Below are 17407 nucleotides of genomic sequence, written 5' to 3' on the forward strand. Positions count from 1 at the left end.
CGACCATGCACTTCCCGCCACCGGGCCGCCCCCTGCACGCGCAGCGATGTCGGCCGTCCTTCCCGTTCACTTCCGCCAGGAGCGTCGCATGAGCGCCCTACCCGAACCCGCCGCCCAGCCGGTCGACGTGATTCCGCTGTCCGCCCATATCGGCGCGGAAATACGCGGCGTCGACCTCACGCAACCGTTGACCACGCCGCAGATCTCGGCCATTCGCGCCGCGCTGCTGAAATGGCGCGTCATCTTCTTCCGCGAGCAATTCCTCACGCACGAGCAGCACGTCGCGTTCTCCGCGCAATTCGGCGAGCCGACCGTCGGCCATCCGGTGTTCGGGCACGTCGACGGGCATCCGGCCGTCTATTCGGTCGCGAAGCACCGCAAGGCGACACGCTTCGACGGCGAGCCGGTACGCCGCCCGTGGACCGGCTGGCACACCGACGTGACGGCCGCCGTGAACCCGCCGTGGGCGTCGATCCTGCGCGGCGTGACGATCCCGCCGTACGGCGGCGACACTCACTGGACCAACCTCGTGCGCGCCTACGAAACGCTGTCCGCGCCGCTGCGCGGCTTCGTCGACGGCCTGCGCGGCATCCACCGCTTCACGCCGCCCGCCGGCGCGCGCGCCACCGGTGCGTTCGACGAGGCGGTCGGCCGCCGGCCGCTCGTGACCGAGCATCCGCTCGTGCGCGTCCACCCGGAGACCGGCGAGCGCGCGTTGTACGTGAGCCCGAGCTTCCTGAAGTCGATCGTCGGGCTGACGCCGCGCGAAAGCCAGGCGCTGCTCGAACTGCTGTGGGAGCACGTGACGCGGCCGGAATTCACGATCCGCTTCAAGTGGGAGCCGCGCAGCATCGCGTTCTGGGACAACCGCGCGACCGCGCATCTCGCGCCCGTCGACATCTTCGATCTCGACTTCGACCGCCAGCTCTACCGCACCACGCTCGCCGGCGATGTGCCGGTCGGCCCCGACGGACGGCCGTCGGTCGCGCTCGAAGGCTCGCCGGTCGAGGCGGCGGCGGCCATCGCGCTGAACTGATACGCGGCCGGCCGTCCGGACCGGCCGTCGAACCGGCCCTCCCGACCTGCGCCGGCGCGCCCACGCGCCGGCGCCGCCTCCGTCAATCCAGCCACACGCCGTCGAAGCGGTGCCCGCCGAGCGGCGAGAACGTCAGGCCGTGGACGCGTTTGGACACCGGCAGCGACACGATCGACGTCGCGATCGGCGTGAACGGCACCTGATCCTTGAACACGACCTGCGCCTGTTCGTACAGCGCCGTGCGCTTCGCGACGTCCGGGTTCGAGCGCGCCGCGTCCACCAGCCGTTCGAAGTCCTGATTGCACCACTTCGCGAGATTGCTGCCGTGCACCGCGTCGCAGCCGAGCAGCGTACCGAGCCAGTTGTCGGGATCGCCGTTGTCGCCCGACCAGCCGTACAGGATCGCGTCGTGCTGGCCGTCGTGCTTCGCGCGGCGGTTGTATTCGCCCCATTCGTAGCTGACGATCTTCGCGCGTACGCCGATCTTCGCCCAGTCCTGCTGGATCAGCTGCGCCATCAGCTGCGCATTCGGGTTGTACGGGCGCTGCACGGGCATCGCCCACAGCGTCAGGTCGAAGCCGTTCGGGAAGCCGGCCTGCGCGAGCAGCGCCTTCGCGGCGGCCGGATCGCGCGGCGCATCCTTCAGGCGCGGGTTGTACGACCATTGCGACGGCGGCATCGGGTTCGTCGCGATCTTCGCGTCGCCGTTGAACACCGTCTTCACGATCGCCGACTTGTCGATCGCGATGTCGAGCGCGCGCCGCACGTCGACGCGATCGAGCGGCGCATGCTGCGTGTTGTACGCGACGAAACCGACGTTGAAGCCCATCCCCGAGAACAGCGTCAGCTTCGGGTCGCGCCGCACCGTGTCGAGATCGGCCGGCCGCGGGAACAACGAGATCTGGCATTCGCCGGCCACGAGCTTCTGCAGCCGCGCGCCCGGATCGGGCGTGATCGCGAACACGAGGTGCGCGAGCTTCACGTCGTCCGGCTTCCAGTAATCCGGGTTCGCGTCATAGCGGATCAGCGCGTCCTTCTGGTACGTGCGCAGCAGGAACGGCCCCGTGCCGACCGGGAGCTGGCTGATGTCGGCTTCGCGATGACGCGCCGCGAGCTGCGATGCATATTCCGCCGACAGGATCGACGCGAACGCCATCGCGAGATTGCGCACGAAGATGACGTCGGGCGCCTTCAGCACGAAGCGCACCGTGTAATCGTCGACCTTGTCGATCCGCGCGACGTTGCGGTCGAAGCCGAGATCGCTGAAATACGGGAAGCTGGCCGGGTAGGCCTTGCGAAACGGATCGTCCGGGTCGAGCATCCGGCGGAACGTGAACACGACGTCGTCGGCCTGGAACGGCCGCGTCGGCGTGAACCACGCGGTCGTCTGGAATTTCACGCCGCGCCGCAGGTGAAACGTGATCGTGCGCTGGTCGGGCGACACGTCCCAGCTCGTCGCGAGCGCCGGTTCGAGATCGAGCGTGCCGCGCTTGAACTGCACGAGCCCGTTGTAGATCGTGTACGTGCTCGCGTCGAAATCGGTGCTCGTCGTGAGCTGGCCCGGATCGAAGCCGGCCGGGCTGCCTTCGGTGCAGTACACGAGGGTCTTGCCGGGCGGCGCGGCGAGCGCCGGCGTGGCCGCGCCGGCAAGCAGCAGCGACGCGGCGATGCAGCGCAGCGCGGCGGTCGCACGGGTTGCGCCGCGCGCACCGCGCGCGGCTGACGAAACGAAAGGGTTCTTCATGGTGGCGGAGGACAGGGAGGGTTGTCATGCGAATGACGACGGCCGATCTTCGCGCGCATCCTGCCGATCGCTTACCAATTAATTTCGCGTTGCTTATCGCCGCCAGTGCATCCCGCTGCCCGTGCGCGGGAACGTCCACGCGAGCGGCGGGCAGCCGTCGCGCGCATCCGTCTTCGGGCCCCGTGCAGACTCCGCCGAAATGGCGCATCGTATCGGCTGGCTCACGCCGGCCCCGGCGCGCCGGGATTCGCCCGGCGCCGTCGCCGGGCCGATCCCTGGAGGACACACGATGTCGACCCGCCCCGATACGCCCTCTCGTCCCGTGAAATCGCCGGGCCCCGATCATCCGATCACGGTCGAACCGCATCCGCGGCGCGTGGTGGTCACCGTGGCCGGCAAGGTCGTCGCCGATACGCGCCGCGCGCTGGCGCTGCGCGAGGCCAGCTATCCGGCCGTGCTCTACGTCCCGCGCGAGGACGCCGACCTGTCGCTCCTGCAGCGCACCGATCATTCGACCTACTGCCCGTACAAGGGCGACTGCGCGTACTACTCGATCCCGGCGGGCGGCGCACGCACCGTGAACGCGGTGTGGACGTACGAGGATCCGTATCCGGCCGTCGCTGCGATCCGCGGGCACCTCGCGTTCTATCCGGATCGCGTCGACTCGATCGAGGACCGCGCGGCCGGCACCGACTGAACGCCGCTGATATGCATATGCGCATTCATTGGTTGGCCGCCGGCCGGCCCGGCCGTATCGTCCTGAATCCGGCGCGGGCCGGCCCGTTGCGCGCGTCGCCCGCATCCGGCCCGGTCCTGCGCCGGCCGCGCCGCTTCCGCGCGCGGCCCGCGAACCCGCACGCAGGACGCCCCGATGAACGACACACCCTACGCAGACGTTGAAACGATCCCGGCGAATCCACGCCGCCGCCAGTGGCTGCACGGCGCGGCCGCCGGGCTGGCCGGGCTCGCGCTCGGGCCGCTCGCGGGCCAGCCCGCACACGCGCAGGACAACGGCGCGCGGCTGCGCATCGGCTTTCAGAAATACGGCAATTTCATCCTGCTCAAGGCGCGCGGCACGCTCGAAAAGCGTCTTGCGAGCCAGGGCGTCGCGGTGCAATGGCTCGAATTCCCGGGCGGCCCGCAACTGCTCGAGGGCCTGAACGCCGGCGCGATCGACGTCGGCACCGTCGGCGAGACGCCGCCGATCTTCGCGCAGGCCGGCGGCGTCGATTTCGTCTACATCGGCAACGAGCCGCCCTCTCCGCAAGGCGAGGCGATCGTCGTCCTGCCCGATTCGCCGATCCGCGCCGTCGCGCAACTGCGCGGCAAGAAGGTCGCGTTCAACAAGGGCTCGAACGTCCACTACCTGCTCGTGAAGGCGCTCGAACGCGCGGGCCTGACCTATGCCGACATCCAGCCGATCTACCTGACGCCCGCCGACGCGCGCGCGGCGTTCGTGCAGCGCAACGTCGACGCGTGGGTGATCTGGGATCCGTACCTGGCGGCCGCCGAACGGCAGATCGGCGCGCGCGTGGTCGCGAACGGCGAAGGGCTCGTGCGCAACACGCAGTACTACCTCGCCGCGCGCAAATACGCGGCCGCTCACCCGCAGGTGCTGCGCACGCTGCTCGACGAGGTCGACGCGGTGGACCGCTGGGCGCGCGATCACGGCCCGGACGTCGCCGCGCAACTGTCGCCGCTCGTCGGCCTCGACGCACCGACGCTCGAAGTCGCGCTCAAGCGCGCCGGCTACGGCGTGCAGCCGATCACCGACGCGACGCTCGCCTATCAGCAGAACATCGCCGATGCGTTCACCGCGCTGAAGCTGATTCCGGGCAAGCTGGCGGTCGCGAGCGCGCGCTGACGCGCGGCCGGCCGCGCGATCAGAGACGCGTGCGTCGGCGCACGGGCGGCGCATCGATGCACCGCCCGCCGTTGTCATTCACCGCAGGCGGTGACGAGGCCCGCATCGACGATACCCGAATCCGCCGCCTCTGCCCCGCCGCTCTCGCGACGGGACACCCGCGCCGCGCCGCCCGCTTGCGCCGTGCCGCCTCCGGCGATCGCACGAAGGCCGCCTTTCGCCGTTCGCACCGGCGCGCACCCGCGCATGCCGCCACCGATGGTCAGTATCGGATCGCCGCCCACCTCCGGGCAGCGCTGCTTTGGTACCATCCGTCGACCGGAATCGACCGGAACCGGACAAGGGGCGCAATGACATGGATTGGCTGGCGACGATGCGCATCTACGTCAGGGTTGTCGAGCGCGGCACGATGTCCGGCGCGGCGCGCGATCTCGACATGGGCCAGCCGGCCGTCAGCGAGCGCATCGAACGGCTCGAAAGGCAGCTCGGCACCCGGCTCCTGATGCGCAGCGCACGCACCCTCGCGTGCACGGAAGAAGGCCGGATCTTCTACGAACGCAGCAAAGAGCTGCTCGAAGCGGCGGACGACGCGATCGCGTCGGTCGCGAAGACGGAAAACGCGCTCGACGGCACGATCCGGATCGCGGCGCCGCAATGCTTCGGCGAGGTCGTGCTGCCGGCCGTGCTGATGCAGGTTCGCACGACGTATCCGGGCTTGCGCATCGACCTGGTGCTGAACGACGACATCGTCGATCCGGTCACGGAAGGCGTCGACCTCTCGATCCGCGTCGGCCAGCTCGGCGACGGCGGGTACGTCGCGCATCCGGTCGGCACGGTCGGCCGCCTGCTCGTCGCCGCGCCGTCCTACCTCGAACGGCACGGCCCGATCGCCACGAAGGACGATCTCGCGAGCCATCCGTTCATCCGCGTGAAAGGGATCTTCGCCAGCGAACGGCTGCCGCTGCAGCGCGACGGCGACACGCTCGAATACGCGCGCATCCGCACCGTCATGACGACGAGCCACTGGCGCCCGATGTTCGACACGATCGCGGCCGGCGGCGGCATCGGCGTGGTCCAGCACCCCGCCTGCGCCGCCGCGCTCGCGGCCGGCACGCTCGTCGCGCTTCTGCCGCGATACGCGGTACCCGATTTCGCGCTCAACGTGCTCGTGCATGCGCAGCGGCCGCTGCCGCCGCGCGTGCGCGCCGTCGTCGACCTGCTGAAGCAGGCGATCCCGCCGCTGCTGGCGCGTCCCGCCCGATAACGGCGGCCGTCGCGGCCGGCGTCACGCCTGCAGCGACTTCCCCGGCTCCTTCACGTGCGCGTCGACTTCCATCTGGTAGAAGCGCGCGCTGACGAAGCCGAACAGCGTCCAGCCCGCGAACACGCACAGGCCGCCGAGCATCAGCGCCTGCTCGCCCGAGCTGAACAGCGCGTAGAAGCTGTACGCGGTGGCGGCCATCGCGATCGCGTTCGTCAATAGCGCCTTCGCCGGCGGCACCTTCGCGACCTTCTGGATCGTGATCAGCGCCGCCATCGACATCACGTAAGGCACCAGGTTCGTGACGACCGCGAGATCGACGATCTTCTGGAACTGGCTGCTCAGTTCCGGGCTGATCGTCATCAGCGCCAGCGCGACCTGCGCGACGAGCAGGATCAGCATCCCGACGATCGGCGTACCCGTGCGCGTCGCCCGCGCGAATACCGGCAGGAAATAGCCGACGTCCGCCGAGCTCTTGAACACCTGCGCGACCGTGAACTGCCAGCCGAGCAGCGAGCCGATGCACGCGATCACCATCAGCGCGGTGACGATCGTGCCGACCGTCGGCGTGAACATCGTCGCGAACGCGATGCCGAACGGCGCGTTCGACTTCGCCAGGATCGCGTTGGGCACGATCCCCGCGATCACGTTGGTCGACACGATGTAGAAGATCGCCGACGCGATCGTGCCGCCGAGCACGGCGATCGGCACGTTGCGCTCCGGATTCTCGACCGCGTCCGAGTTCGCGCACGCCGATTCGAGCCCGAGGAACGCCCACAGCGTCACCGCGATCGAGCTGCCGACAGCCGGCCCGAACGCCATGTCGTGCGGATTCCACGCGGCGCCCCAGGTCGCGCCGCTGAACCAGAACCAGCCGACCAGCGACACGACGACGACCGGGATGATCACGCCCCACACCGTCACCGCGCCGATCCGGCCGGTGATGCGCGAACCGCCGAAGTTCGCGACCGTCGTGAGCACCAGCAGGAAGATGGTCCACAGGCCCGTCTGCAGCGGCGACAGCGTCGCGTCGAACAGCACGGTGCCGTAGCCGACGGCCGTGACGCCGATCGCGACGTTGGCGATCACGAGCGACAGCCCGTACGTGTAGTTCGCCATGTAGTTGCCGGCCTTGCCGAACGCGTATTCCGCATAGCCGCCCATGCCGCCCGGCTTGCGGCTCAGCATCCCGCAGCGCGCGAACGCGTAGGCCAGCGCGAGCGAGCCGCCGGCCGTGACGATCCACGACAGCAGCGAGATCGTGCCGACCTGCGCGAGCTTCGACGGCAGCAGGATGATGCCGGAGCCCATCATGTTGACCGCCGTGAGGATGGTCAGTTGCCAGACGTTCATCCGGTTCTTCGGCGCGGCCGCCGTGGCCCCGCCGGACATGCGCGCTGCGTTTTCCATGATGTCGATTCCTCGAGGTAGGGCCGCCGCGCGGCCGGTCGCAGGTACGCCGGTATGCCCGCCCGGATGCTCAGGCCGTCAGGCAGTACACGCGGTACGTGCCGTCTTCCACTTCCACGCCGTGCGTGTCGTGCGCGAAGCCCGGGAAACGCCGGTCGTACGCTTCGAGCGCCTTCAGGTAGCCGAGCACCGCGCCGTCGGCCGGCCCTGCGTTCTCGCCCGGCATCAGCAGCGGAATGCCCGGCGGATACGGCACGACGCCGGTGGCGACCGTGCGTCCGGCCAGCGCCTCGAGCGTGACCTGCTCGACGCGGCCCTGCACCAGATGCTCGTAGGCGCGCACCGGGCTCATCTCCGGCTTCGGCAGGATCGAGAACGCCTCCGACATCAGCCGCGTCGTGCCGAGCTGCTCCATCGCCGCGAACATCGTGTCGGCGAGATCCTTCAGCCCCATGCCCGCGTAGCGCGAACCATGCGCCTTCGCGAGCGACGGAATCGCCAGGTCGAGCGGCAGGTTCGCGTCGTAGTCGCGCTTGAAGTCGCACAGCGCGCTGACGAGCGAGCCCCACTTGCCTTTCGTGATGCCGATCGAGAACAGGAACAGGATCGTGAAATCGGTGGTCTTCTCGACGACGATCCCGCGCGCATCGAGATACGCGGTCACGACGCTCGCCGGAATGCCGACCGGCATCAGCCCGCCGGCGGGCGCGACGCCCGGCGTGACGATCGACACCTTGATCGGATCGAGCATGCAGTAGCCGTCCTCGATATTGCCGAAGCCGTGCCATTGCGCGCCGGGGCGCAGCACCCAGCACGCCGGGTCGCTCGCGAGCAGCTCGGGCGGCGCGTCGTGGAACGGCAGCGTGCGGCCCGTGCGCGCCTCGAGCACGGTGTCGGGCTGCCAGCATTCGAAGAACCAGTCGCCCTTCGCGGCGAACTCGCCGTTCATCCGCGCGATCATCTGCCGGAACGCGACGGCCTCCTCGATCGACTCGTGCGTGAGCGCCGCGCCGCCGGGGCCGTCCATCATCGCGGCCGCGACGTCGTTCGACGCGATGATCGCGTAGTTCGGCGACGTCGACGCGTGCATCATGAACGTTTCGTTAAACTGACCATGCGGAATCGGGTTGCGGCCGTCGCGCACGTGGATGTACGAGGCCTGCGACAACGCCGTCAGCAGCTTGTGCGTCGACTGCGTCGCGAACACCGTCGGGCGGTCGGCATGATGGTCGCGCGGGTCGCCGTGCATCGCATGGCGGTCGCGGTAGAGCGGATTGAAGCGGGCGTAGCCGTACCACGCTTCGTCGAAATGCAGCCGGTCGACGCTCGCGCCGAGCAGCGCCTCGACCCGCGCGACGTTGTAGCACAGGCCGTCGTAGGTCGAGTTGGTGACGATCGCGTGCTTCGGCTGCCGATCGGCGAGCCCGGCCGCGAGCGGGTTCGAGGCGATCGCCTCGCGGATCGCCGTCTGCGTGAGGCGCTCGGACGCGATCGGCCCGATGATCCCGTAGCGGTTGCGCGTCGGCACGAGATAGGTCGGAATCGCGCCCGACATCGTCATCGCATGCTCGGCCGACTTGTGGCAGTTGCGGTCGCACAGTGCGATCTGGTCGCGGCTCACGCTCGCCATCAGGATGATGCGGTTCGACGTCGACGAGCCGTTCGTCACGTGATACGTGCGGTGCGCGCCGAACACGCGCGCCGCGTAGCGCTCGCTTTCGCCGATCGGGCCCGAGTGGTCGAGCAGCGAGCCGAGTTCGCCGACCGAGATCGACAGGTCGGAGCGGAACAGCGATTCGCCGAAATACTCGAAGAACGCGCGGCCGACCGGCGATTTCAGGAAGCCCGTGCCGCCCGTATGGCCGGGCGTATGCCACGAGTATTCGTACACGCGCGAGAATTTCGCGAGCGCGCCGAACATCGGCGGCAGCACGGTCGCGCGATAGCGTTCGATCGCCGCATGAATGCGCCCGCCGATGAAGTCGGCCGTATCCTCGAGCAGCCACACGAAATCGTCGACCTGGCCCATCACCGCGGACGGCACCGACGACGCGACGCTGCGGTCGGCCAGCAGGAAGATCGGCACGTTGGCGTTGCGATGCCGGATCGCATCCACCACGGATTCGGACGGCCCATGGCCGTCCACGCCGAGATCCCAGTCGAGCAGCACGCACTGGATCGACGGATCGGAGCGGACCAGCATGATCGCATCGTCGGCCGTCGTCGCGGTGACGACATCGATGTCGCGCTGCACGAGCTCCGCGCTCAGCGTGCGGACCGCGCGCCCGGTCGCCGTTTCCTGCGCGATCTCGTCGTCGACCAGCAGCGCGCGCATGCCGAGACGACGAATGCCACCGACGGACGTATTCATGTGTTGCCCTCGCTGTTCCGATGCTGCGTTGGGGTGGGCGTCTCGCGAGCGCGCGGACAGCAGGCCACGGGCGGCGTGAAACGCTCGACAATCCGGTTTGATTAGCCATCCGATTCGGAGCCGACTATGCCATAGTTGCCTTTATATGAAAAGCAGACGATTCGGCTAAAGCATCGGCCGATTTCAAATCGGCTTTCACGCGCGGTTCATTTTCATGTGCATTGCAACACGTGAATTCTTAATCGGCCGATCACGCGCATTCCGCCATCGCACACGCCGTTTCCGGTCGATTGAATTCAGCGGATTTTGTTGCTACGATCGGCTGCGCCGCGTGCCGGCCGGCGGCCTGCACCACGCCGCACCAGGGTGTGTCGTGCGGTGCGCGATCCGGCATTCCGCATTCGCGGGAGCATTTCAATCGGTTGCGGTGCGCATCGGATGCGCGCCGCCGCGAATGCGGCTCCCGTTTCCGCACATTTACCGGAGAATTCGCGTGAGCCTGTTGAAAATCGCAGTCGAGCCGGCGCTGAATGGCGCCTTCCTCACCACGCACGAACAGGTCGACGTATTCCAGACCGATTTCACGAATATCGCGGCCGTCGTCGTCGGAATCGAATCGGCGCAACAGGTGCTGAAAACCGTCGAGCGGACCGGGTTCGCGATTCCGTTCTTCGTCGCGGTCGAGCCCGACCAGGAAGTGCCGCCGTCGGTGCTGCCGCGCGCGAGCGGCGTGATCCAGCTGCGGCACGGCGGCCGCCATTACCACGGCCGGCAGATTTCCGCCGCCGCCGACATCTACAGCGAGAACCTGCTGCCGCCGTTCTTCAAGGTCATGCGCGAATACGTGCAGCGCGGCTACGTCGAATTCGACTGCCCCGGCCACCAGGGCGGCCAGTTCTTCTCGAATCATCCGCTCGGCCGGATGTTCTTCGACTTCTTCGGCGAGACGATCTTTCGCGCCGACCTCTGCAACGCCGACGTCCGCCTCGGCGACCTGCTGATCCACGAAGGCCCCGCGCTGGAAGCGCAGCGCAATGCCGCGCGGATCTACAACGCGGACAAGACCTACTTCGTGCTGAACGGCACGTCCACGTCGAACAAGGTCGTCACGAGCGCGCTGCTCGCGCCCGACGATCTCGTGCTGTTCGACCGCAACAACCACAAGTCGGTGCACCTCGGTGCGCTGGTGCTGTCCGGCGCGCGGCCGGTGTACCTCGAAACCGCGCGCAACGCGTGGGGCCTCATCGGCGGCGTCGACGACGCGGCGCTCGGCGAAGCGCGCATTCGCGACGCGATCCGCGACGTCGCGCCCGAGCGCGCCGGCCTGCCGCGCCCGTTCCGGCTCGCGGTGATCCAGCTCGGCACCTACGACGGCACGATCTACAACGCGCGCGAGATCGTCGACCGGATCGGGCACCTGTGCGACTACATCCTGTTCGATTCGGCGTGGGTCGGCTACGAGCAGTTCATCCCGATGATGCAGGATTGCTCGCCGCTGATGCTGACGCTCGGCCCCGACGATCCCGGCATCATCGTCACGCAGTCGGTGCACAAGCAGCAGGCGGGCTTCTCGCAGACCTCGCAGATCCACAAGAAGGACGGCCACCTCGAAGGCCAGAAGCGCTTCTGCGATCACCGCCGCTTCAACAACGCGTACATGATCCACGCGTCGACGAGCCCGTTCTACCCGATGTTCGCGGCGCTCGACGTCAACGCGCAGATGCACGCCGGCCCGGCCGGCAAGCGCCTGTGGCGCGACTGCGTCGCGCACGGCGTCGAGGCGCGCAAGCTGCTGCTGAAGACCTGCCGCCAGATCCGCCCGTTCGTTCCGCAACACGTCGACGGCCGCCCGTGGGCCGACTACCCGACCGAGCAGATCGTCGACGACCTGCGCTTCTTCCGCTTCCATCCGGCCGATAGCTGGCACGGCTTCGAGGGCTATGCGGACGACCAGTACTTCGTCGATCCGTGCAAGCTGCTGCTGACGACGCCCGGCATCGATCGCGACACGCACGAATACGCGCCGTTCGGCGCCCCCGCGCCGATCCTCGCGCGCTACCTGCGCGAGCACGGCGTCGTGCCCGAGAAGGCCGACCTGTACACGATCCTGTTCCTGCTCACGCCGTCGGAAAGCTTCGGCAAGCTGCAGCACCTGGTCGCGCACCTCGCGCAGTTCGAACGCCATCTCGACCAGGACACGCCGCTGCGCGACGCGATTCCGTCGCTGTGCGAAGCGTATCCGGAGCTGTACGGCGCCATGCGCCTGCGGCAGCTGTGCCAGCGGATGCACGATTTCTACCGCAGCCACGACATGAAGCACCTGCAGAAGCAGATGTTCCGGCGGGCGCAGTTCCCGAAGCAGGCGATGCTGCCGCAGGCCGCGAACGCGGAGCTGATCCGCAACAACGTCGAGCTGGTTGCGCTCGATCGCATCGAAGGCCGGATCGCCACCGAGGGCGCGCTGCCCTATCCGCCCGGCATCTTCTGCGTGGTGCCCGGCGAAGTATGGGGCGGCCCCGCGCTCGACTACTTCCGCGCCCTCGAGGCCGGCATCAACGCGCTGCCGGGCTTCGAGCCGGAAATCCAGGGCGTCTACCTGCAGACGCGGCCGGACGGCACCAGGCAGGCTTCGGCCTACGTGGTGGCCGCCGGCGCCGACGCATCGCGCGCGTAGCCCGGACGGGCGGCCGGCGCGGCATGAATCGCGGCAGGCGTGGCGCTCGCCCGCCGCATCACCACGCCTGCCGGTAGATCGCCAGCGCGTCCGCTTCCGTCACCTCGCGCGGATTGTTGACGAGCAGGCGCGTCTGCAGCATTGCATCCGATGCCATCCGGGGCAGGTCGCCTGCGCCGATGCCGACCTCGCGCAGCGTGCGCGGGATGCCCGTCGCGACAATCAGCCGGTCGATCTCGGCGATCAGCGCATCCGTGCGCGCCGCGTCGCTGCCCGACGCCGCGGGCGCGACGATCGCCGCGAGTTCCGCGTAGCGCGGCGCGGCCGCCGGCGCGTTGAAGCGCAGCACGTGCGGCAGCACGAGCGCATTCGACAGCCCGTGCGGCACGTGGAAGATCCCGCCGACCGGATAGGCCAGCGCATGCACGGCCGCGACCGGCGCATTCGCGAAGGCCTGCCCCGCGAACATCGCGCCGACCAGCATCGCCTCGCGCGCCTGCCGGTTGCCACCGTCGTCGCACGCGGCGAGCAGGTTGCGCGACAGCAACGTCAGCGCCTGCACGGCCAGCATGTCGGACACCGGATTCTTCAGCCGCGCGGACGTATAGGCCTCGATCGCGTGCACCATCGCGTCGATGCCCGTGGCGGCCGTCGCCGCGCGCGGCAGGCCGAGCGTGAGTTCGGCGTCGAGGATCGCGACATCCGCGAACAGGTGCGGCGACACGACGCCCATCTTGCGCGCCTCGCCGACCGTGACGATCGACACGGCCGTGACCTCGGAACCCGTGCCGGCCGTCGTCGGCATCTGCACGAGCGGCAGCCGCGCGACCGCGACCTTGTCGACGCCGTACATGTCGGCCAGCGCCTGCCGCCCCGGCGCGAGCACCGCGATCAACTTCGCGACGTCCATCGACGAACCGCCGCCCAGGCCGAGCACGAGCTCGGCATCGGCCGCGACGGCGCGTCCGGTCGCCTCGAGCACCACGTGCTCGGGCGGATCGGCGATCACGTCGTCGAGCACCGTGACCTGCCAGCCGTGCGCGGCGAGGCTCTCCAGCGCCGGCGCGAGCACGCCGCTGCGATGCAGGAACGCGTCGGTGACAACGCACAGCCGCACGAGCGCCGGAAAGCGTTCGCGCAGCAATGCGCCGAGCCGCCGCGCGGCGCCGAATTCGACGATCTGGGTCGGAACGGTACGGAATTGAAACGGGTTCATCGGGTGCCTCCCGGTAGCGTCGCCGTGCCGGTGTCCCGCTGCACCATGTAGCGAGACACGTCGCGGCGATTTAGCAGCGGAATGATCGCCCCGATCGCGCCCCGCTGGAAATGCGGCGTTTCCCGATGCGCGCCGCCGGCTACCAGGGCACCGTCCTGCCCAGATAGTCGAGATAGTCGAGCCCGGGACGCCCGCGCTTCGCGATCAGCACGTTCACGAGGCTCGGCACGCTTTCCGCGATCGTCAGGCGCGCGTCCGGCCCGCCCAGTTCCGTGCGGACCCAGCCGGGCGCCATCAGCGCCATCGCGCGCGGCGTACCCGCGTGGCGCGCCGCGAAGCTGCGCATGAACTGGTTCAGCGCGGCCTTGCTGCCGCGATAGACCTCGCGCATCCCGTTCACGTTGTTCGACACGCTGCCCTGCCCCGACGACATCGCGCCGATCAACCCGTCCGGCGCGACCAGATCCTGCAGCGTCTCGATCGCGCGCATCGGCGCGAGCGCGTTCGTGATCATCACGCGCACGAACTCGTCGGTCGTCACTTCGCCGATCGTTTCGCCCGGGTCGTTGGTCGTCCCCGCATTCACGAACAGCATGTCGAAGCGCCGGCCCGACAGACGCGCTCGCAACGCGGCCAGCTGCACCGGCTCGCAGATGTCGAGCGTCTCGATCCCGAGCCGGCCGTCGTACCGGTCCGCCAGGTCGTGCAGCTGCGTGCGCCCCGCGCCTTCGCGCACGGTGCCCGTGACGTTCCAGCCGTGACCCAGGAACGCCTCCGCCATCGCCAGCCCGAGGCCGCGCGACGCCGCGACGAGCAGGATCGAGGGGGCTGGATGGTTCGATTCGGTCGATTGCATGGTTCGCACCTCTGCGGAAATTCATCGTGCGGCCACTATAGGGCCGCACGACAGCAGGCGCCAGACGCACCGGATTCAAGTCATCGTTGCACCGAACGCCATGCCATACGATGCGATGGCGTATCCTGTCCGCATGGAAGACATCGACCTGAACCTCGTCACCGCGCTCGACGCGCTGCTGTCGGAAAGCAGCGTGACCGGTGCCGCGCGCCGGCTCGGCCTGAGCACCTCCGCGATGAGCCGCACGCTCACGCGGCTGCGGCTCGCCACCGGCGACGCATTGCTCGTGCGGGCCGGCCGCAGGCTCGTGCCGACGCCGCATGCGGCCGCGCTGCGCGACCGCGTGCATGCGGTCGCGAGCGACGCGCGCGCCGTGCTCCGGCCGGCAACGGCCGACGTGGACATGGCGACGCTCGCGTCCACGTTCACCATTCGCGCGGCGCCGTCGTTCATGGAAATGCTGTCCGGCCCGGTGGTCGCCGCGGTCGGAGAAGTCGCGCCGCTCGTGCGCCTCCGCTTCGTACCGAAGCTCGGCCGCGATCCGCAGGCGCTGCGCGACGGCACGGTCGACCTGGAAATCGGCAAGCGCGGCGACGACGCGCCCGAGCTGCACACGCGCATGCTCTTTCACGACTGGCACGTCGCGGTCGCGCGCGCCGGGCATCCGCTGTTCGCCGCAGCCAGGATCACGCCCGCCCGCTATGCGGCCTGCCGTCACGTCATCGCGTCGCAGCTCGGCGATTTCGGCGGCCCGGCCGACGCGCCGGCCGACCGCCCCGGCCCGGGCCTGGCCGTCCGCGTCGTCGTGCCCGGCTACCCCGATGCGATGCGCGTCGCGGCCAGCACCGACCTGATCGCGCTCGTGCCGCGCTCGAGCCTCGGCAACGCGTGCTCGCCGGGGCTCGTCGCCGCGCTCGGGCTGCGCAGCTTCGAGATCCCGGAGCGCCTGCCCGCGATCCTGGTCTCCGCGCTCTGGCATCCCCGCATGCACGGCGACCCCGTGCACCGCCGGCTGCGCGACGCGGTCATTGCCGTCTGCCAGCGCGCCTATCCGGATTCCCGCGCACCGACGCGGCGCGGCGGCGCGCGCTCGCCCGACTGACGCCGCCCGGTTCAGGCCAGGCGGCCGCCGCCGTCGATGTGCAGGATCTCGGCGTTCATGAAGCCGTTGCCGAGCAGGAACGCGATCGCCTCCCCCACTTCGGCGGCACGCCCGACACGGCCGCCGGGCAGTGCCGCCGCCGCGCCCGCGAGAATCGAGTCGCGCGCTTCGCGGCCGAACGCGTCGTACAGCGGCGTCTCGACGAAGCCGGGCGCGACGACGTTGACGCGAATCGGCTTCAGTTCGAGCGCGAGCGACTGCGCCAGCGCCTCGACGCCGCGCACGGCGGCGGCCAGGACGGACGTGCCGTGCGCGGCCGGACGATCCGACAATTGCCCGCCGGTCAGCACGATCGAACCGCTCGCCGGCATCAGCGGCAACGCGGCACGGATCGCGTAGACCGGCCCGGCGATGCGCTCCTGCAGCGCGGCGAGCAGGTGATCGGGATCGGTCTCGGCCAGCTTGCCGGCGATGAAGCGGCCGGCCGTGACGACCAGGTGATCGACGCGCGTCATCGCGTCGAACACGGCCTGCACCGCGTGCCGGTCCGCGATGTCGGCCACCGCGATGCTTGCGCCGCCGATCGCTTGCGCGGCGGATTCGAGCTTCTCGCGGGTCCGGCCGACCAGCGTGACGCCGGCGCCTTTCGCCTTCGCGGCGGCCGCGGCCGCGAGACCGATGCCGGAACTCCCGCCCACCACCACCACGTGTGCGCCGTCCAGCGCCGAAGATTGCGTTGCCTCGTTCATGTCGACTCCTCAGGGTTGAAGGTTCGCGAACGTTAGGTCATTCTCCTTTGCGCCGGAACGTGGGAGACTTGCATAGGGTTCATGCCACCAAGGAATAAGATGGATTCGCTGCGCTCCATGCGCGTGTTCGTCCGCGCCATCGAGCTGGGCAATTTCTCGGCGGTCGCGCGCGAGGAAGGCACCGGGCAGCCGACGATCAGCAAGATCGTCGCCGCATTCGAACGGCAACTCGGCGTTCGCCTGCTCGAGCGCTCGACCACGAGCCTCGCGCCCACCGACGAAGGCCGCCGGTTCTACGATCGCTGCAAGCGCGTGCTCGACGAATATGCGAGCGCGGTGGCCGAGGTGCGCGGGCAAACGGTGCGGCCGGTCGGCAAGCTGGTCGTCAATGCGCCGCTGGGGCTCGGCGAGTTGCGGCTGAACGCGCTCGTGCTCGAATTTCTCGCCGCGTGGCCGGAGATCGAAGTCGAGCTTCAGTTGACCGACCGCGTGATCGACCTGGTCGAGGAAGGCGTCGACGTCGCCATCCGCCTCGGCCACCAGTTGCCGCCGGACGTCGTGGCGCGCCAGGTCGCCTCGTCGCCGCGCCTGCTGGTCGCCACGCCGGGATACGTGTCGCAGGCGCCGAAGCTGCGCCGGCCCGAAGATCTGGCGCGGCACCCGTATGTCGGCTATGCGCGCGCCGACATCGCCAGCGAGCTGACCTTCGCGCGGCGCGACGAACAGGTCGCCGTGCCGGTCCACGGCCGGTACCGCGTGAACAGCTCGATGGCGCTGCGGGAATGCTTCCTGGCCGGGAACGCGGTGGGCAGCGCGCCGGCGTGGCTCGTCCAGGACCTGATCGACGGCGGGCAACTCGTCCGGTTGCTGCCGGCGTGGGACATGGTGCCGCCGCATGTGCTGCACCTCGTCTATGCATCGCGCCGGTACCTGCCGCTCAGGACCCGCACGTTCCTGCAGTTCATGGAGCGGCGGATTCCCGGTTTGCCCGGGTTCGACGCCACTCCCGGCCCGGCCGCGCCCGTATCGCGGCAGGCCCGCTGAGCGGCGGCCGCGGCGGTCGCGGCCCGCCCGGGAGAGCCATCGAAACCGGGCCGACCGGGAGCCCGCCGCGCCACGACCTG

At 69.4% G+C, this 17407-nt stretch carries 14 protein-coding genes and 1 pseudogene; 7 read left to right on the forward strand and 8 right to left on the reverse strand.

Features of this window, described 5'->3' with window-relative positions; genetic code table 11:
- The first annotated feature begins 88 nt into the window (after nt 1-88).
- Entirely contained in the window at nt 89-1036 is a 948-nt protein-coding gene (locus GQ56_RS0125855) for a TauD/TfdA dioxygenase family protein (protein WP_031401402.1), read from the forward strand.
- Between the two features lie 82 nt (nt 1037-1118).
- Here GQ56_RS0125855 and GQ56_RS0125860 read toward each other — a convergent pair whose 3' ends face one another.
- On the reverse strand, nt 1119-2780 hold the full coding sequence (locus tag GQ56_RS0125860) for an ABC transporter substrate-binding protein (RefSeq protein ID WP_034200146.1): 1662 nt from the start codon (nt 2778-2780) through the stop codon (nt 1119-1121).
- A gap of 289 nt (nt 2781-3069) precedes the next feature.
- Here GQ56_RS0125860 and GQ56_RS0125865 point away from each other — a divergent pair, with 289 nt between their 5' ends.
- Together GQ56_RS0125865 and GQ56_RS0125870 are read left to right on the forward strand one after the other, a co-directional pair.
- Nucleotides 3070-3477 carry a DUF427 domain-containing protein gene (locus tag GQ56_RS0125865; protein ID WP_031401404.1) on the forward strand — a complete coding sequence of 136 codons (408 nt, stop codon included), beginning with the start codon at nt 3070-3072 and terminating at the stop codon, nt 3475-3477.
- 174 nt (nt 3478-3651) lie between these two features.
- Nucleotides 3652-4644, forward strand: coding sequence for a sulfonate ABC transporter substrate-binding protein (locus tag GQ56_RS0125870; protein ID WP_031401405.1), 993 nt, complete (start codon nt 3652-3654; stop codon nt 4642-4644).
- 74 nt (nt 4645-4718) lie between these two features.
- Here the strand turns inward: GQ56_RS0125870 and GQ56_RS45650 are convergent, their stop codons facing one another.
- Nucleotides 4719-4955, reverse strand: a complete 237-nt coding sequence (locus tag GQ56_RS45650) for a hypothetical protein (RefSeq protein ID WP_160257583.1) — start codon at nt 4953-4955, stop codon at nt 4719-4721.
- Nucleotides 4956-4999: 44 nt separating this feature from the next.
- Here GQ56_RS45650 and GQ56_RS0125880 point away from each other — a divergent pair, with 44 nt between their 5' ends.
- Nucleotides 5000-5908, forward strand: a complete 909-nt coding sequence (locus GQ56_RS0125880; RefSeq protein ID WP_031401407.1) for a LysR family transcriptional regulator — start codon at nt 5000-5002, stop codon at nt 5906-5908.
- Between the two features lie 21 nt (nt 5909-5929).
- On the opposite strand, the gene potE is transcribed toward GQ56_RS0125880, so the two are convergent.
- Nucleotides 5930-7315, reverse strand: a complete 1386-nt coding sequence (potE, locus tag GQ56_RS0125885; RefSeq protein ID WP_031401408.1) for a putrescine-ornithine antiporter — start codon at nt 7313-7315, stop codon at nt 5930-5932.
- Between the two features lie 70 nt (nt 7316-7385).
- The gene (locus GQ56_RS0125890) at nt 7386-9686 is read right to left on the reverse strand and encodes an Orn/Lys/Arg family decarboxylase (protein WP_031401409.1); all 2301 of its coding nucleotides are present in this window, start codon (nt 9684-9686) and stop codon (nt 7386-7388) included.
- 493 nt (nt 9687-10179) lie between these two features.
- Between GQ56_RS0125890 and GQ56_RS0125895 the strand changes: the two genes are divergently transcribed.
- Nucleotides 10180-12360: an ornithine decarboxylase gene (locus tag GQ56_RS0125895; protein WP_031401410.1), complete on the forward strand. Its 2181-nt coding sequence runs from the start codon at nt 10180-10182 to the stop codon at nt 12358-12360.
- A gap of 58 nt (nt 12361-12418) precedes the next feature.
- Here the strand turns inward: GQ56_RS0125895 and GQ56_RS0125900 are convergent, their stop codons facing one another.
- From GQ56_RS0125900 to GQ56_RS0125905, 3 genes and pseudogenes are all read right to left on the reverse strand, one after another.
- Nucleotides 12419-13576 (reverse strand): iron-containing alcohol dehydrogenase, encoded by a 1158-nt coding sequence (locus GQ56_RS0125900; protein WP_031401411.1) that lies wholly within the window; start codon nt 13574-13576, stop codon nt 12419-12421.
- A pseudogene (locus tag GQ56_RS47075) lies at nt 13573-13704 on the reverse strand (putative quinol monooxygenase); the annotation flags it as partial. The pseudogene GQ56_RS47075 and the gene GQ56_RS0125900, both read right to left, overlap by 4 nt.
- An 11-nt stretch (nt 13705-13715) precedes the next feature.
- The gene (locus GQ56_RS0125905) at nt 13716-14432 is read right to left on the reverse strand and encodes an SDR family oxidoreductase (RefSeq protein ID WP_031401412.1); all 717 of its coding nucleotides are present in this window, start codon (nt 14430-14432) and stop codon (nt 13716-13718) included.
- A gap of 133 nt (nt 14433-14565) precedes the next feature.
- On the opposite strand from GQ56_RS0125905, the gene GQ56_RS0125910 reads away from it, so the two are divergent.
- Complete coding sequence (locus GQ56_RS0125910) at nt 14566-15534, forward strand: LysR family transcriptional regulator (protein ID WP_031401413.1); 969 nt, start codon at nt 14566-14568, stop codon at nt 15532-15534.
- Between the two features lie 11 nt (nt 15535-15545).
- On the opposite strand, the gene GQ56_RS0125915 is transcribed toward GQ56_RS0125910, so the two are convergent.
- Nucleotides 15546-16283 (reverse strand): SDR family oxidoreductase, encoded by a 738-nt coding sequence (locus tag GQ56_RS0125915; protein ID WP_031401414.1) that lies wholly within the window; start codon nt 16281-16283, stop codon nt 15546-15548.
- Nucleotides 16284-16382: 99 nt separating this feature from the next.
- Here GQ56_RS0125915 and GQ56_RS0125920 point away from each other — a divergent pair, with 99 nt between their 5' ends.
- The gene (locus GQ56_RS0125920; protein WP_031401415.1) at nt 16383-17327 is read left to right on the forward strand and encodes a LysR family transcriptional regulator; all 945 of its coding nucleotides are present in this window, start codon (nt 16383-16385) and stop codon (nt 17325-17327) included.
- Nucleotides 17328-17407: the final 80 nt, after the last annotated feature.

Source organism: Burkholderia paludis (genome assembly GCF_000732615.1).
Taxonomy (GTDB): Bacteria; Pseudomonadota; Gammaproteobacteria; order Burkholderiales; family Burkholderiaceae; genus Burkholderia; species Burkholderia paludis.

Coding starts and splice junctions, on each gene's coding strand:
- GQ56_RS0125870 (WP_031401405.1), top strand. CDS start 3,652: ATGAACGACACACCCTACGCAGACGTTGAAACGATCCCGGCGAATCCA.
- GQ56_RS0125865 (WP_031401404.1), top strand. CDS start 3,070: ATGTCGACCCGCCCCGATACGCCCTCTCGTCCCGTGAAATCGCCGGGC.
- GQ56_RS0125910 (WP_031401413.1), top strand. CDS start 14,566: ATGGAAGACATCGACCTGAACCTCGTCACCGCGCTCGACGCGCTGCTG.
- GQ56_RS0125855 (WP_031401402.1), top strand. CDS start 89: ATGAGCGCCCTACCCGAACCCGCCGCCCAGCCGGTCGACGTGATTCCG.
- GQ56_RS0125915 (WP_031401414.1), bottom strand. CDS start 16,283: ATGAACGAGGCAACGCAATCTTCGGCGCTGGACGGCGCACACGTGGTG.
- GQ56_RS0125860 (WP_034200146.1), bottom strand. CDS start 2,780: ATGAAGAACCCTTTCGTTTCGTCAGCCGCGCGCGGTGCGCGCGGCGCA.
- GQ56_RS0125905 (WP_031401412.1), bottom strand. CDS start 14,432: ATGCAATCGACCGAATCGAACCATCCAGCCCCCTCGATCCTGCTCGTC.
- GQ56_RS0125890 (WP_031401409.1), bottom strand. CDS start 9,686: ATGAATACGTCCGTCGGTGGCATTCGTCGTCTCGGCATGCGCGCGCTG.
- GQ56_RS0125900 (WP_031401411.1), bottom strand. CDS start 13,576: ATGAACCCGTTTCAATTCCGTACCGTTCCGACCCAGATCGTCGAATTC.
- GQ56_RS0125880 (WP_031401407.1), top strand. CDS start 5,000: ATGGATTGGCTGGCGACGATGCGCATCTACGTCAGGGTTGTCGAGCGC.
- GQ56_RS45650 (WP_160257583.1), bottom strand. CDS start 4,955: ATGGTACCAAAGCAGCGCTGCCCGGAGGTGGGCGGCGATCCGATACTG.
- potE (WP_031401408.1), bottom strand. CDS start 7,315: ATGGAAAACGCAGCGCGCATGTCCGGCGGGGCCACGGCGGCCGCGCCG.
- GQ56_RS0125920 (WP_031401415.1), top strand. CDS start 16,383: ATGGATTCGCTGCGCTCCATGCGCGTGTTCGTCCGCGCCATCGAGCTG.